The sequence below is a fragment of the Pseudoleptotrichia sp. genome, from assembly GCF_057270515.1.
This window is the reverse complement of the sequence record NZ_DBHIXS010000001.1, coordinates 24693-41398: the sequence shown is the minus strand read 5'-3', so window position 1 is coordinate 41398 and position 16706 is coordinate 24693. Positions and strand designations below refer to the sequence as shown.

Annotated in this window: 16 protein-coding genes; 14 read left to right on the top strand and 2 right to left on the bottom strand. The window is 30.3% G+C overall.

Annotated elements, in window-relative coordinates; all coding sequences use genetic code 11:
• The first annotated feature begins 14 nt into the window (after window positions 1-14).
• The 13 genes from cas1b (at window position 15) to ACO5J6_RS00110 (ending at window position 13060) form a co-directional block, all read left to right on the top strand.
• Entirely contained in the window at window positions 15-749 is a 735-nt protein-coding gene (gene cas1b / locus ACO5J6_RS00170) for a type I-B CRISPR-associated endonuclease Cas1b (protein WP_485641649.1), read from the top strand.
• A gap of 1 nt (window position 750) precedes the next feature.
• Window positions 751-1029: a CRISPR-associated endonuclease Cas2 gene (gene cas2 / locus ACO5J6_RS00165; protein WP_485641262.1), complete on the top strand. Its 279-nt coding sequence runs from the start codon at window positions 751-753 to the stop codon at window positions 1027-1029.
• Window positions 1030-1301: 272 nt separating this feature from the next.
• Window positions 1302-3764 (top strand): helicase C-terminal domain-containing protein, encoded by a 2463-nt coding sequence (locus tag ACO5J6_RS00160; protein WP_485641261.1) that lies wholly within the window; start codon window positions 1302-1304, stop codon window positions 3762-3764.
• A gap of 13 nt (window positions 3765-3777) precedes the next feature.
• Window positions 3778-5832, top strand: a complete 2055-nt coding sequence (locus ACO5J6_RS00155; RefSeq protein ID WP_485641260.1) for an HD family phosphohydrolase — start codon at window positions 3778-3780, stop codon at window positions 5830-5832.
• A gap of 1 nt (window position 5833) precedes the next feature.
• A complete protein-coding gene (ybeY, locus tag ACO5J6_RS00150; RefSeq protein WP_485641259.1) occupies window positions 5834-6298 on the top strand; it encodes an rRNA maturation RNase YbeY in 465 nt (154 codons plus the stop codon).
• A gap of 45 nt (window positions 6299-6343) precedes the next feature.
• Window positions 6344-7153 carry a diacylglycerol kinase gene (locus ACO5J6_RS00145; RefSeq protein ID WP_485641258.1) on the top strand — a complete coding sequence of 270 codons (810 nt, stop codon included), beginning with the start codon at window positions 6344-6346 and terminating at the stop codon, window positions 7151-7153.
• A 312-nt stretch (window positions 7154-7465) separates the two neighbouring features.
• Window positions 7466-8056, top strand: coding sequence for a DUF6162 family protein (locus tag ACO5J6_RS00140; RefSeq protein WP_485641257.1), 591 nt, complete (start codon window positions 7466-7468; stop codon window positions 8054-8056).
• Window positions 8056-8955 (top strand): metal ABC transporter solute-binding protein, Zn/Mn family, encoded by a 900-nt coding sequence (locus tag ACO5J6_RS00135; RefSeq protein ID WP_485641256.1) that lies wholly within the window; start codon window positions 8056-8058, stop codon window positions 8953-8955. The genes ACO5J6_RS00140 and ACO5J6_RS00135 overlap by 1 nt, the downstream gene beginning before the upstream one ends.
• A gap of 1 nt (window position 8956) precedes the next feature.
• Window positions 8957-9646, top strand: coding sequence for a metal ABC transporter ATP-binding protein (locus ACO5J6_RS00130; protein ID WP_485641255.1), 690 nt, complete (start codon window positions 8957-8959; stop codon window positions 9644-9646).
• A gap of 129 nt (window positions 9647-9775) precedes the next feature.
• On the top strand, window positions 9776-10669 hold the full coding sequence (locus tag ACO5J6_RS00125) for a metal ABC transporter permease (RefSeq protein WP_485641254.1): 894 nt from the start codon (window positions 9776-9778) through the stop codon (window positions 10667-10669).
• A gap of 26 nt (window positions 10670-10695) precedes the next feature.
• Complete coding sequence (locus tag ACO5J6_RS00120) at window positions 10696-11625, top strand: metal ABC transporter substrate-binding protein (RefSeq protein WP_485641253.1); 930 nt, start codon at window positions 10696-10698, stop codon at window positions 11623-11625.
• A 111-nt stretch (window positions 11626-11736) separates the two neighbouring features.
• A complete protein-coding gene (locus ACO5J6_RS00115) occupies window positions 11737-12156 on the top strand; it encodes a hypothetical protein (RefSeq protein WP_485641252.1) in 420 nt (139 codons plus the stop codon).
• 109 nt (window positions 12157-12265) lie between these two features.
• The gene (locus ACO5J6_RS00110) at window positions 12266-13060 is read left to right on the top strand and encodes a DUF4198 domain-containing protein (protein ID WP_485641251.1); all 795 of its coding nucleotides are present in this window, start codon (window positions 12266-12268) and stop codon (window positions 13058-13060) included.
• Between the two features lie 79 nt (window positions 13061-13139).
• Here ACO5J6_RS00110 and ACO5J6_RS00105 read toward each other — a convergent pair whose 3' ends face one another.
• Together ACO5J6_RS00105 and ACO5J6_RS00100 are read right to left on the bottom strand one after the other, a co-directional pair.
• Entirely contained in the window at window positions 13140-14936 is a 1797-nt protein-coding gene (locus ACO5J6_RS00105) for an endonuclease/exonuclease/phosphatase family protein (RefSeq protein WP_485641250.1), read from the bottom strand.
• A gap of 143 nt (window positions 14937-15079) precedes the next feature.
• Window positions 15080-15598 carry a hypothetical protein gene (locus ACO5J6_RS00100; protein ID WP_485641249.1) on the bottom strand — a complete coding sequence of 173 codons (519 nt, stop codon included), beginning with the start codon at window positions 15596-15598 and terminating at the stop codon, window positions 15080-15082.
• Window positions 15599-15861: 263 nt separating this feature from the next.
• On the opposite strand from ACO5J6_RS00100, the gene rlmB reads away from it, so the two are divergent.
• The gene (gene rlmB, locus ACO5J6_RS00095; protein WP_485641648.1) at window positions 15862-16560 is read left to right on the top strand and encodes a 23S rRNA (guanosine(2251)-2'-O)-methyltransferase RlmB; all 699 of its coding nucleotides are present in this window, start codon (window positions 15862-15864) and stop codon (window positions 16558-16560) included.
• Window positions 16561-16706: the final 146 nt, after the last annotated feature.

Sequence of the window (16706 nt, the reverse complement as noted above, 5' to 3'; positions counted from 1 at the left end):
ATGTTTCAGGAAAACTGTTTGTCAAACAGGTCGAAAATTATACGGATAACACTAAAAGAACTGAGCTGGCACAGTTAATAATTGACGCTGCAAGTTCTAATATATTGAGGAATTTAAGATATTATCAGGAAAGGGGAAAAGACCTTGAAGAAATTATAGAGCAAATAAAAGCTCTGAAAAAAGGAATTTTTAGGACGCAAAATGTTGAAGAACTTATGGGAGTAGAGGGAACTATCAGAAAAGTGTATTATGACAGCTGGAACATCATTGTAAATCAGGAAATTGATTTTGAAAAAAGAGTGAAAAGACCTCCTGATAATATGATTAATACTATGATTTCTTTTTTAAATACCCTCGTTTACACTGCCTGTTTATCTGAAATATACGTCAGTCAGTTAAATCCTACAATAAACTATTTGCATAGTGTAGGAGATAGGAGATTTTCATTATCATTGGATTTGGCGGAAGTTTTTAAACCTCTGCTTGCTGATAGAGTTATTTTTTCTTTACTAAATAAAAAAATGATAACTGAAAAAGATTTTGCCAAGGATTCAAATTATTTTTATATGAAAGAAAAAGCACAAAAATTAATTTTAAAAACTTTCAATGAAAGGCTTGAAACAACGATAAAACACAGGGATTTAGGCAGAAATGTATCATATAGGAGACTGATGAGATTAGAAGCATATAAAATAGTAAAACATTTAATGGAAGATAAAAAATACGAAGGTTTTAAAATATGGTGGTAGTATGTATATTATATTAGTATATGATATTTCAACAGATGATGACGGTGCAAGAGTTTCACGCAATGTTTTTAAAATATGTAAAAAATATTTGACAAATGTCCAGAAGTCAATATTTGAGGGAGAGATAACGACTGTTCTTTTAAGAAAACTGTATTTGGAATTGAGAGTATATATCAGGGAGGATAAAGATTCGGTTTTATTATTTAAAAGTAGACAGGAAAAGTGGCTTGAAAAAGAATTTTGGGGAATGGAAGATGATAAGACATCTAATTTTTTTTAACGATAAATTCTCAATTTATTGATTTTCAATAGTGATTGAGCCTATATTCCAATATAGATTTATATAATAATTTCATATTCAGGTTGATTTTCAATAATAATTGAGTTTATATTTGAATGAGAAATAATAAAATTCATGGGATTGTCCCGTAAAGTGGAAGAAATACTCTTGGGACACTCCTTTTTTATTTTGTAATTCAAATACAAAAAAATTTTAGGTTATTTATTGAAAAAAAATCGTATATATAGTACAATCTTCTAATAGGAGGAGAGATGAAAGTTGCCGAATTTATTAATAACGAAATAGCAGAAATAATGAGAAAAGAAATAGAAGATTCAGGCGGGAACGAAGTATTTTTCAGGGGTGTACCTGATGAAGAAGGGCTTGTTACAAAGATTGAAGTGATAGCAAGAGGAAATGAGAGCTCTGTTGCAGCGTTATTAAACAGAATGAAAAAAAATGAGGTAATAATACACAATCATCCCTCGGGCATACTCATACCGTCTAATGAAGATGTGGCAATTTCCAGTGTATACGGCGAAAGCGGCGGAGCTTCCTATATTATAAATAATGATGTTAATGATATATATATAATAGTTCCTTTAAAAAAACATACGGGGATAAATATAGACGAATTTTTTGGAGAAAAAGGAAAAATTCATCAGAAAATCAAAAAGTTTGAACCTCGTAAAGAGCAGTATAAAATGTCAAAATATATTGAAAAATGTATGAATGAAAATAAAAAACTCATAATAGAAGCAGGAACAGGAACAGGAAAAACAATAGCTTATCTGCTTCCTACCCTTTTATATGCTCTAAAAAATAATCTGAAACTGATAATATCCACAAATACGATAAATTTGCAGGAACAGCTTATAAATAAGGACATTCCTTTAGTAAAAAAAATAATCGGAGAGGATTTTACTTATGAGATAGTAAAAGGCAGGGGAAATTATCTATGTAAAAGAAAACTGAAAAATATAAATGTTATTGAAAATGAACAGGATACCGAAGAAGAAAAAAAAGAAAAGAAAATACTGAAAAGTATTCTCGAATGGGACGAAGTTACTGAAACAGGCGACAGGAGCGAACTGAAATACGAAGTTCCCAATTATATATGGGAAAAAGTAAACTGCGAAGCAGATTTATGTACATCGAGCCGCTCATCAGATTGTTATTTTTTTAAAGCAAGAAAAAAAATAGGCAATGCAAATATGCTCATAGTAAATCATCATCTGTTTTTTGCAGATTTGGCAATTAGAAACGAAATAGGATTTAATACGGAGTATTCCATATTGCCTAACTATGATATTGTAGTTTTTGATGAAGCCCATAATATAGAAGATACTGCAAGGAATTATTTCACTTATGAAGTCTCAAGATATACATTGGGTAGGATTGCAGGAAATATACATAATAGGAGAGCAACGGGGACAAATAATGCGGGAGCATTGACAAGACTAATGGCATATCTGAATGAAAATCTTAAGCAGGAAGATTATATCAAAGCTGATGAAATGAAAGAAGAAATTATAGAAGCTCTCAATAAATTTTATGACGAGGGAAATGTGATTTTCGATAAGATAATCTATCCTTTCGCTCAAGAATTGGGGAGTGGAGAAATAAAGAGAAGAATAGACAGAACTGAGATAAAGAAAAGTCAGTTCTGGAAAGAAATAACAGGGTTACAGACAGAATTAAAAGATAAATATGGAGATTTATTGAGAAAAAATGCAAAATTTTTGAATTTTATTGACAGTTTTGAATTGGAAGATGAAAATGGGGTAATATTTGATTTTACAAGATATTTTGAAAGATTGAAGCAATATTTTTCAAATTTTAAGTTTATATTGCAGTCTGACGATGAAGATTATGTCTATTGGCTCAATATAAACACTTCAAGGGCTAATATAAAACTTTATGCGACACCTTTCGATGTAGCTGAATCCCTTGAAGAAAATCTCTTTAATAAAATGAACAGAATGGTTTTTACATCAGCAACTTTAGCAGTGGAAAATAAATTTGATTATTATAAAAAAAGTATCGGGCTTGACAGAGAGGAAAAAGATAACATAGAGGAAGAAATTATAAGTTCCCCTTTTGACTATGAAAAGCAAATGAAAGTATACATTCCTAACGATTCTCTTGACCCAAACAATCTTGAATTTTTAAATGACCTCGAATATTTTATAGAAAAGGTCATAAAAAGTACAGAAGGGCACTGTTTTTTGTTATTTACTTCATACAGTTCAATGAATTATCTGTATAACAAACTGAAAACTTATTTTAACAAAAATGAATATACATTTATAAAACAGAATGACTATCCGAGACATGAAATGATAGAAATATTCAAATCTTCAAAAAATCCTGTATTATTTGGAACTGACAGTTTTTGGGAAGGTGTAGATGTTCAGGGAGAGCAGCTCAAATCGGTAATTATAGTAAAATTGCCCTTTAAAGTGCCTAATGACCCTGTAACGGAAGCTATCATTGAAGATATAAAGAAAAAAGGGAAAAATCCTTTCAATGATTATCAGGTGCCGCAGGCGGTCATCAAATTCAAGCAGGGAGTGGGGAGACTTATAAGAAGTAAAAAAGATACAGGAATTATAACTGTTCTTGATAACAGAATAATTAAAAAATCCTATGGGAAAAAATTTTTAAAATCATTGCCTAAAAACATAGTGGAAAAAAGTAAAGATGAAATTCTTGATTTAATAGAAGCTGAATAATCGGAGGTAAAAAATGACAATAAATATATTCGGACGGGAAATAGTATTCGAAATAAAGGAGAAAAGCAGAAAAGAAAGTTCGATAATATTATCCAACAAAAAATTTATAAACAGATTCATATGGTCGGTTCTGGTATTTTTTGCTTTCGGAATAATTATAGAATTTTCTAAATTAGGAGCAAATTATACTGTGGGAAGCGTAGCTCCTTCAGACATTATAGCTTATAAAGATGTTATCTATACTGTAGATATTTTAGATAAAGGGATTAAAGAAAAAATAATGAAAAATACTACTCCCGAGTATGATAAAATTTCTTCCGTACCCGAAGAAGCAGTTGTTGCTATAAATAATTTTTTCAGAGATATAAAAACAGTCGATTTATCCAACGACCAGAGCATAAGCAATTTTATAAGAGACAATAGATACAATCTGACGGTGAAAGATTTTAAAGGGATAGTTGAAAGGGAAAGTGTAGGTTATGTAGTAAACCTGATAACTATAATAAAAGAAATATACGAAGTTGGAATAGTCAAGACCGAAGATTTTGACCATATAATAGATAAAAACAATATAAAAATAGATGATTTGGATAAAAAGTTTCTAAAAAACTTTATAAAACCGAATTTGAAAATAAATGATAAAAAAACTATGGAAAAAATTGAAGACAATCTTGATTCCCTTAAAGACAAGGAAATAAAAATATATAAGGGAGACATAATTGTCAAAAAAGGCGATGTGATTGACGTTGATGATTATGAAAAACTTGAAAAATTGAACCTTGTAAGAGGTCAGGATAAAGTAAGAAAAGTAGCAGGACTGATTATAACTTTTGTATTAGTAAGTGCTTTATTTTATTATCTGACTAAAAAATATTCTAAAAAAGTTATAGAATCAAAAGCGTTTTATCCTTCATTACTTATTATTATAATGGTAAATATTTTATATGTACTGTTTTTTAACAATGAATTTTATATATATTTACTGCCTTTTGCGACAATCCCTATAATTCTTACAATACTTGGAGATAAGGTTTTTGCACTGACGTATACTTTTTTTAATATGATACTGCTTTCGAGAGATGAAACATGGTTTTTAGTTATTGTGGCAGTTACTCTTGTCGCAATATACAGGGCTGATAAACTTACAAACAGGAGTGATATAGTAAAATTAGGCGTTTTTACGGGAATGTTTCAGGGAATAATGTCATTAAGTTATGGATTGATAAGCCAGCTTGCCTTTCCTATACTTATAATTATGATTATATTTTCAGTATTTTCAGGTATTCTTACAGGAATGATAGCCTTGGGAATATTACCTTATCTTGAAAATAGCTTTGATATACTGACCGATATAAAATTGCTGGAACTGAGCGATTTTTCCCATACACTGCTGAAACAGCTCCTTGTTACGGCTCCGGGAACTTTTCACCATAGCATAATGGTAGGGGCATTGGCAGAAGCAGGAGCAGAGGCTATAGGCGCAAATGCCACGTTTGCAAGGGTAGCGTCTTATTATCATGATATAGGGAAAATGAAAAGACCGTTATTTTTTGTAGAAAATCAAAAAGGCGGGAAAAATCCTCATAATACAATAAAGCCCTCATTAAGTGCATTGATAATAACATCCCATACAAGGGACGGATATATAATTGGAAAGCAGAACAAGCTTCCTAAGGAAATACTTGATATAATTTTGGAACATCATGGAACGACATTAGTTCAGTTCTTTTATTATAAAGCGTTGGAAAAAGGTGAAGAGGTACTGGAATCGGATTTCAGATATAGCGGTCCGAAACCGAAGACAAAAGAGTCGAGTATAATTTTCCTTGCAGATACTATTGAAGCGGCTGTAAGGGCTTCCGAAGATAAGAGTAGGGAAGGGATAGAAAATTTGATAAGATACCTGATAAGATATAAAATAGACGATAACCAGCTAAGTAACTCTAACTTGACTTTAGGAGAAATTGAAAAAGTAATACGGGCATTTCTGAATGTTTTACAGGGTGCCTACCATGAAAGAATTAAATATCCTAAATTAGATGAAAATTCAGAAAAGAGAGTGAAATAATATGCTGGAATGTGATATAACTTATGAAATTGATAAAATTGAAGAGTTTCTTGACGAAAAAAAAATCGAAAACTTTATAAAATTTATTCTTGAAAATGAATATAAAGAAGAATATGGAAAGAATGACTATTATTTATCTTTATTAATAGCTGATAATAAAATTATAAAGCAGATTAATAAAGAATATAGAAATAAAGATACCGAAACAGATGTCATTTCTTTTGCATATAATGAAACCGAAAATATTGGAGGACTGAATGTACTGGGAGATATTATAATCTCACTGGAAAAAGTAAAAAATCAGTCCAAAGAATACGGACATTCCGAAGAAAGAGAGTTTTACTATGTGCTGTGTCATGGTATGCTTCATCTGTTAGGGTATGACCATATAGAAGAAGAAGATAAAAAAATTATGAGAAAAAGGGAAGAAGAAATATTGGAGAAATTTAATTATACAAGAAATTAGAAATTTCAATAATAATTAAAACGGCTTTAAAAAACGAGGTGATGTATGGAAAAAGAAAATAAAAAATATAAAAAGTCATTTTTTTTCAAAAAATATGAAAATTATAAATGGGATATAAAGGAAGAAAGAGAAAGGGACAGGAGAATAGTAGACAGTTTTAACTATGCGATAGAGGGACTGACGGAGGCTATCAGAAATGAAAAACATATGAAAGTACATATATTGGTAGCTATAATAGTAGTTATTCTGGCAATCCTTACAAATTCGGCAAAAAGTGAAATAATGATAATTTCGGTATCAGTTTCCTTTGTGATGATTACAGAGCTTATAAATACTTCTGTAGAAGCATTAGTCGACTTGATTTCTCCAAAAAGACATCCATTGGCAAAACTGGCAAAAGACGTGGCGGCGGGAGCAGTTCTGATTGCTGCAATAAATGCTATCTGTGTAGGTTATCTTATATTCTATGATAAACTTTTAAATATAATAGATACAAAACATCAGATTCATATTATTGCAGGAAGAAAAGGAAATATCGCGATATTAATACTTGTACTGATAGCAATTATAGTAATTATAATAAAATCTTTCTATAAAAGAGGTACACCCCTTGAGGGAGGAATGCCAAGCGGTCATAGTGCTATTGCATTTGCAACATTCGGAATACTTGTCTTTATGACTGATGATGTAAGAGTACTGGCGTTAGTTTTTCTAATGGCACTTTTAGTTGCTCAGAGTAGAGTGAAAGCAGGAATTCACAGTTTTCGTGAAGTTTTAGCGGGAGGAGTTCTGGGCTTTTGTGTAGCATCGGGAATAATGTTTGTAATGGTACATTTTGGAATACTATATAATTAATTTTGGAATTTTTAAAATTTCATATTTCAATTTAAAAAAATAAAATAAGTATATAGAAAATCGGCTTTGACAGCCGATTTTCTATGAAAAGAATATTTCAAAAAAAGGAAAGATTAAAATAAAAAAATAACAGAAAAAAAGATTGCATTTACAGATAATATAATTAAAATAAATTCATTAAAAACAATCTATTGACATACATTAAAATATATAATATAATTATTTTGTGTAACAAAATAAAATTATTTTGATATACAAAATAATTGAATAAATGAACAAATATAACGATGTTTTCAATATAGATAATACGAGGTGGTTAAAATAGTTACAGAAAAATTAAAACCGTCAAGTTCAAAAAAAGAAAATATAGCTTTGAGTATAACTGTTATAGTCATACTTCTGGCAGCTTTTTTTCTAATAAAAATGAGGAAACCTCAAACAGTTGAACAGAAAATAAAATCCGGTGAAGTGAGTTCCTATTCTGATTTTTCCAGCATCGAAGCAGGTATTTATGCAGATTTGACAAATTTTGTAAGTGAAATAAAAATGAAAGGAAATGATGAAAAACTCCCGACGATAAAACAACTGGAAGATGAGCTGATACCCCCATTTACAAAGGATATAACATGGGAAGAAAGGGGGAAAATTACTTGGGAAAAGATTGATAAAAATAAAAAGACATATTATGTCGGATTATGTGAAAATGTTATGACAAGTGGAAATTTTATCGTAATGATAGACGATAAAAATAGAGAAAATATAAAGATTTTATTTATAAAAACTCATCTGCATAAAGATGAGATAGAATTTGCCATTGACGAAAATTTTCCCGGTTGGAAAGAGATAGTACCTTATACAGGGGAAAACGAAAGACAGAAATTTGAAGGAAAAGGTGATGAATAATGAAAAAGATTTTATTAGTAGTTTCAATGATTTTAATGAGCATAGTTTCTTATGGAAAACTGAAAGTAGGTGTAACATTACAGCCATATTACAGCTATGTATCAAATATAGTGGGAGATAAAATGGATGTCATTCCCGTAATAAGGGGAGATATTTATGATTCTCACAGTTACAGACCGAGACCTGAAGATATAAAAAAAATGTCGACTTTAAATATACTTGTTGTAAACGGCATAGGGCATGATGAGTTTGTATTTGACATAGTAAAAGCTGCCAAAATGAATGGGAAAATAAAAATAATTAATGCAAATAAAGGGGTTTCACTAATGCCTGTTTCAGGAATGAGAGGGAAAACAAAGATACTCAATCCTCATTCATTTATATCAATAACTACTTCCATACAACAGATCTATACGATAGCAAGAGAACTGGGACAAATAGACCCCGCCAATAAAGATTATTATAACAAAAATGCTCAAGCCTATGCTCAAAGACTTAGAAATATGAAAGCAGAAGCGATAAAAAAAGTGAGTCATCTAAAAAATCTGGATATGAGAATAGCAACTTCTCATGCAGGGTATGATTATCTGCTATCAGAATTCGGACTGAAAGTAAGAGCAGTTATAGAACCCGCTCATGGAGTTGAGCCAAGTGCATCAGATATAAAAGCTATGATAGATATAATGAAAAGGGACAAAATAGATGTACTTTTTGTAGATGCGCAGGTACAGAATAAATATTCCACAACAATACAGAAAGCTACCGGAGTAAAGATAAAAAGTCTATCCCATATGAGTAGCGGACCTTATACAAAAGACAGTTTTGAAAAGTTCATGAAATATAATCTGGATTCTTTGACTTCTGCAATGCTCGAAGTCGGAAAATCGAAAGGAAAATAATATGTCAGGCATATTAATTGAAATTAAAAATTTGACATTGACATTATCAAATACAAAAATACTGAAAAATATAAATCTGACTGTAGAGCCGGGAAAAATTCACTGTCTTGTAGGGCCTAACGGAGGAGGAAAAACATCGTTACTAAGGAGTATACTCGGACAGGTTCCTTACGAGGGAGAAATATATATTTCCTACGATAAGACAAAAATAATAGGTTATGTTCCTCAATATTTGGATTTTGAAAAATCACTGCCTATAACAGTGGAAAATTTTTTATCGATAGTTTATCAGCAAAAACCTTGTTTTTTAGGTGTTTCAGGGAAATATAGAAAAACTATAGATGATTTACTGAAAAGAATAGGAATGTATGAAAAAAAGAAAAGACTTGTAGGAAATTTGTCAGGAGGCGAAAAACAGAGACTACTTCTGGCACAGGCCATTTATCCTGAACCTGATTTGTTAATACTTGATGAGCCTTTTACAGGGATTGATAAATTAGGAGAAGATTATTTTAAAAGTGTAATAAAGGACTTGAAAAACAAGGGTGTAACTATTTTATGGATACACCATAATCTAAAACAGGTAATAGAAATGGCTGATACCGTAACGTGTATAAAAAAAGAAATACAGTTTTCAGGAGAGCCGAAAAAAGTTCTTGATGAAGAAAAAATTTTGACTGTATTTTCCTGATTTTTACGTAATTTTTATAAATCATATGAATTATTGCTATATTGTAAATCAGGTACAATATATGTCAGAAGTAATTTATAATTAACAGTCTATAATCATACATTCAATAAAACGGAGGAAATTGTAAAAATGCTTGAAATAATCAGAAACTTTTTTACAGATATGGTAAACAGGCAGATATTGCCCGAATATTTTAAATATGCTTTTGTTATAAACTCATTGATATGTACATTGTTTATAGGTACAATCTTAGGTGGAATCGGGACAATGGTTGTTACAAAAAAAATGGCGTTTTTTTCCGAAGCAATAGGACATGCCGCCCTTACAGGGATTGCACTCGGAATATTGGCAGGAGAACCTTATAATGCTCCTTATGTAATGCTGTTCACTTACTGTATATTATTCGGATTGCTTATAAATTATACAAAAAACAGAACAAAAATGTCTACAGATACTCTTATAGGTATATTTCTATCGATATCTATCGCATTGGGAGGATCGCTACTTATTTTTGTTTCATCAAAAGCCAACTCTCATATGCTTGAAAATGTTATGTTTGGTTCAATACTTACCGTGAGTGATTTTGATATATTTGTTTTGATAATTACAATTATAGTTTTGGGAATAGTTCTTATACCTTTGTTCAATAAAATGCTGCTTTCCAGTTTTAATGTAAATATCGCGACCGTAAAAGGTGTAAATGTAAAATTGACTGAATATATATTTATAATAATAGTAACAGTAGTAACAATAGTATCCGTAAAAATAATAGGAGCAGCTTTGGTAGAGGCATTGCTTCTCATTCCTGCGGCATCGGCTAAAAATTTATCCAGATCAATGAAAAGTTTTTTCTTTTACAGTATATTTTTTTCCCTCATAAGCTGCATTTTGGGAGTGCTTGTACCTCTTCATTACAATATATCCATACCTTCAGGAGGAGCGATAATACTTACAGCTTCCCTTATATTCTTTATAACAATGATAATAAAAAATATAAGCAAGAAATTTAGTGAGGGAGAATAAATATAAAAGAATGAAAGGAGAAAAAATTGAAAAAGACAATAATTTTATTAATCTTTCTGATAGTAAATGCCATATTTGGAAAGAATAAAATACCTGCTAATCAAAATGTAAGCGGTAATAAGGTTTTGACATCTATCCAGTCGGTTTATTCGATAGCAAGTTATATATCCCGAAATACTGATATAGAAATTTATTCAATATTCGGTTCCGATGTTTCTATGGATTACGGAAAGTCGGCTTTTGATAATAAGGAACTGGATATGTCTGTGGCTAAAAAAGCTGTAGCTGTTATAGATGTAGCAAAAGTCTGGGAAAATGACTATCTCTATGAATATGCAAGGAGACAGAATATCAGAATAATTGAGATCGATGCAAGTTATTCTTTTTCAGGAGATGACTATTCTGCATTATCTCTTTTAACCTATAAAAATGGTGAGAGAAATCCGTATGTATGGATGAGTCCTCAAAATGCCGTGAAAATGGCACAGATAATTGCTGACGATTTGTCAAGACTTTTCCCAAAAAATAAAGAAACTTTAAATAATAATCTGAAGAAATTTACTCAGGAAATAAAAGAGATAGAAAATAAATATTTAAAAGAAACGCTGAATGTAAATTCTCTGGCAGTAATTACTCTTACTGAAAATTTGGATTATCTTTTCAATGAACTGAATATATTTACAAATTATATTATAAATGATGAAGTTACAGCAAAAAATATTCCTGAAATTATGAAAAAAAATAATTCAAGAGTTTTTGTATCGGATAAATGGCTAAAAAAGGAAATAATTTCCGAAATAGAAAAAAATGGCGGTAAATTTATAGTTCTTGATACTTTCAATATACCGGGAGAAGTAGATGAGAAAATGGATTCTGATGCGTATTTGAAAGGGATGAAAAAAAATCTGGAAAAATTAGCAGAGATTTTAAAGTCTGTATCTAAAAACAAACAATAAAAATAAATGAAAATGTAGGAATTAGGAAAGATTAAAAATATTCTAAATACTGAAATCCGAGAATAATAAATTTTTTACAAATAATTTTATAAAGAAAGGAAAAATAGAAGTATGAAAAAAATAATATTAGTATGTTTATTTATGATTTCAAGTATGGTTTTTGCCCATGCACCTCTTTTGTCCGTAGATGACAATAAAGACGGGACAATATATATTGAAGCAGGATTTTCCAACGGAGAGAAAGCTGACGGGCTTGAGCTTATAATAGTAAAGGACAAACCGTATAATGGACCTGAAGATACTTATGAAGGAAAACTCATAATATTTAAAGGAAAATTTGGAGAAAAAAGCTCCTTAACAATAATTAAACCTTTGACTGCAAAATATGAAGTAATATTTAACGGAGGACCTGGACATATTATTTCCAAAAAAGGACCTAAACTCGAAGAAAGTGAAATGTCCAAATGGAAAGAAAATGTCGGGAAAGCCCATTATTTAGGAGAATGGAAAGAAAAAATGATACAGAAATAATGGGGAAGAAAGTAATATTAATTTAATTAATATATAAGTCTGAATTATTTATGAAATAATAAATTTTCTTGAATAGTTCAATATAAAACAAAAACAGGAGGTAATTTCAATGAAGAAATTTTTAGGAGTTCTGGCTGTATTAACTGCCGTAAATCTGTATGCACACAATCAGTTTATTTACACTGATACTTTAGATGTAACAGGAAAGACATCAGTACCGTTTAAAGTAATTTTCGGACATCCTTATCACGGAGGAGAAGATAAACCTATACCTGTAGGAAAAGTAAAAGATAAAACTCATTTGGCCGAAAAAGTATTTGCCATACACAACGGAGAAAAAATTGATTTGACAAAAAAAGTGAAAGAAGGTCAGTTAAAAACTGAAAAAGCTTCCGGAAGAACGTTGGATTTTGTTGTTGACAGTGAATTGAAAGGTGCAGGAGATTGGGTTATAATTGCTGTTCCCGGACAAACTTTTGATGACAGTATCTCATACACTTTTAATGGAATTGTAAAAACAGTTATAACAAAAGACGGAAGTAAAGGTGATGATTGGAAAAAAAGAGTTGCTGATGGATATTATGAGATAATACCGTTTACAAATCCGTCAATGGTAAATGTAAATTCTGTATTTAAAGGACGTCTTGTGGATAAAAAAGGTAATCCGATGAAAAACGTAGATATATCCGTAAATTATGTAAACGGAAAACTTGATACGGCAAAAGGGACATTTACAGGAAAATATCAGAAAGAAAAAGTAAGTATGTCAACTTATACTGATGATAATGGATATTTTGTTCTGTCTTTCCCGCATAAAGGGCTTTGGTCAATAAGAGGTAAAGCTTTTGTTGACAGAGATAAAAAATATGTAGAAGATACAACTCTATTGATTGAAGTAAAATAATATAAAAATAATGAAAAAATAAAAGCAATGCCGATAAAAGACACTGCTTTTATTTTTTTAGATATTTTTTGAGGCATTTTTATTTAACTCTGAACTGTATAAATATCGGGTCATGATCACTAAATGAGCCCTGTTCAATAGTGAATTCAGAGTTTATTCTTATCACGTCTATATTTACATCGCCTTTATATTTCTTGTTTATCATTATATTATCGAGAGTTTGCGAAGCTCCTTGGTAAATGTAAGTATATCTTTCGTTTTCAGGTAATTCGGATATAGTGTCTATGAGCTCATCTCCGTTAATATTTTTTATAGTTTGAGAAAATTCAAAATCATTCATATCTCCCAATACAATTACCGTAGATTTCGGGTCATTTTTCAAAATGCTTTTTACGAAGTCGTTTATTTGTTTTCCTTCAGGATTTCTAACTTCTTCCGACTTTCTGACTACAGGGTGGGAAGTTCCGTAGACTTTATCATCAGACCTTTTTGATTTCAAATGATTTGCCAGCACAAATATATTTTTTCCTTTAAATTCAAATTGGGCTATTACAGGTTTTCTGACGTCTACCCATATTTCATCATTATTTCCTATTCTTCCCGGATTGTATGTAAGTTGGACTTTATTTCCTCTTTTTACAATTTTTGTATCTTCATGAGCATTCCCCTGATTAAATCTTATCGGCTTTATTCTATCCTTTCTATATAGAATTACATTACGAATATGCATTTCAGGCCAACCTCCGTCTTTTCCGTCGATAGGGTCAACGGTCATGTATCCATATTCTATTCCTGTTTTTTCTTTTATTTGGTTAATAACAGCTTTTATATTTTCTTTTGCAGATACTATTTCGCTTTTTTTCTGACCGTCATCGTCTCCTACTTCTATTAATCCTAAAATATCGGGAGTTTGAAGAATAGTGGCAACTTGATTTGCAAGGATTTTTACTCTTTCAGGAGAATCAGCATGGGAAAAATTTTCTATGTTATAAGAAACAACATTCAGCATATCTTTATTGTATCTGTATTTGTTTTTTTCAGGTGTCGTTTTATTATCAGTTATTCCGGGAAAAACTGATGTGGGATATAATCTGTACTCTCCGTTTTCATAATATATGACCCCTTCGATGTCTCCGTTAAATTTATCTCCGGGATTAGGTGTAAGATTATTTTTAAATTTACCGTTTTCAGTCAAATTCCAAGGAAGTGTATTTATTGTTATTCTTTGTGTCTGTTCCGTTTCATAGTTATTATAGACTACTTCTCCGTTTATACTTTTAGTTCCCGTATACATTCCGTTACTCGGGACAACTGTTATATCGCCGTATTTCTCGTTAAACCCTGTTATCAGAGGATCTTTGATTTTAATTAAAACTCCTTCAAGAGCTTCATAATAATCCATTGCATTGTTATTTATATCAAGAGTTTCCATATTTCCGTTATGAACTTTTTTCGGGATTTGCTTTCCTGTATGTATAATGGGTTCAATTTTTTCATTTTCTTTCAAAATTTTTATTTTTGTGGCTTCTATGGAAGTAACAGGAGGCTGTGATTTGTCAGGTTTGGAAAGATAAGTTTCTTTTACTGTTCCGTCCACTCTTATAAAATCTCCGACTTTGACTTCGATACCTGATTTATTTTCCACATAAATACCTTCGGAAGTTCTGAAATCATTATCCGTTTTTTTTGATTGCATAAAAAATCCATTATTATTTTTGTTTTTTTTCACGGCTGTTACTACTCCTTCGACTTTTTTTACTACTTTGTTTTCAAAACTCGAGTACATTTTTGTTCCTTGTATTTCTGAAATGGTTTCCGAAAAGGAAATTCCAGCTAAAACAGTAAATAAAGCTAAAAATACAGTTTTTATTTTCATTTTAAAGTCATCTCCTTACTTTTTCATTCAATATATTATAACCTGAAAATCTGATTTGACAACAAATAAAAATTTATAATAAAAAATGAAGTCATTTGAAATTATCTACTTTCAAAGAACTCCAATTTTTTACTGTTTTTCCATTACAAACTGTTAATAGCTTTCATCCTATAATTTATAATGCTATCGTCAGCTAACTGAATAACAACATAAGTATAATTATTTTCATAATATACTGAAAGAAGCATTCCTTTATTATAATATAAAATTGCATTCGCCTTTTTATTTTCAACCTTTGTCAGAACGTTTTTCGGTGTTTTATTAAAGAATTTTATGTAGGAATCCAAGATTTTTTTATGTTCTGCCGTAGTTGTCGGTGTCATAAAGACAGAGGACATCAGCTGATCTTCAAAAAATAGAAAACTTGCCTCTTTATGAACATAATTTACCAAATCGGGTACATTTGTATAGAGAGTATAACGCATACCGTCAGGATTGTCAGTTTCCATTATTACCTTTCTTTGAATTGAATCCTCAAGTTGTTTCTGAGACATAAAAAAATTTATTTTTGGTGCGATTTCAAGATTAAGGCCTTCCTTTTCATTTGCTCCAAATATGGCAAAACATAAAGTAAATAGCAGTAAACTTACGTATTTTCTCATAAATACCTCCTAAAATTTTGTGTTGTCTATATTATACACGCAGTAGCTGAAAATAAGATGAAAAAAATATAATTTTTGAAAATAAAGTAGAAATTTGAAAATAAAGTAGAAAAAAAATAACAAATAGATTATAATAAATATAAAAAAAAGAAAAATAATGAAAAATGAAAGGAGAAGAGAGCTGTCAAGTAAATAAGGAAACACACAATATATATTTATATTTAGAAAATTATATTCAGTTTACAGGACATCTCATAAAAAATATGGAAAAAATCATAGGAATAAATCCTGTTATTGAAGTGCTAAAATCAGATAAAAATATAGAAAAAATAGAAATTTATAAAGGGATAAAAAAAGATACGGTAAAAGAAATATTGAATTTAGCAAGTAGAAGAAATATAAAAATATTTTATACAGACAGAAGAACTGAAAATTCTCAGGGAGTTGTCGCATTGGTTTCTGAATTTGACTATTACCTTGAATTATCCGAATTTCTCGAAAAAATTTTAGTAAAAGATAAGTCATTGATAGTCATTTTAGATCAGATACAGGACCCGAGAAATTTTGGAGCGATAATAAGAAGTGCCGAATGTTTCGGAGCGGACGGAATTATAATTCAGGACAGAAACAATGTCAAAGTAACTGAAACAGTTGTAAAATCTTCTGCCGGAGCAATAGAACATATAGATGTTGTGAAAGTTACAAATATTTCGGATACTATCGATAAATTTAAAAAATACGGCTATAAAGTCTATGGTGCCGAAGCTGACGGAGAAAGTTATTATTATGAGGAAGACTATCCTGACAAAGTTTGTCTTGTATTAGGCAGCGAGGGAAACGGAATGAGAAAAAAAGTAAGGGAACATTGCGACAAAATAGTAAAAATACATCTGAAAGGTCATATAAACTCTCTGAATGTATCCGTTGCAGGAGGAATAATACTGGCAGAAATGGCGAAGTAGAAAATGGAAAATTACTTTAAATAGAGGAAAGAGAAGATATAAAATAAAAAATATTTTTCTTCAAGTTTTTCATACTTTAAAATAAGTGAAAAAAAGAATAATACAATTAAAGAAAGAGAAGATTTTAAAAATTCTAAAAAGGATTA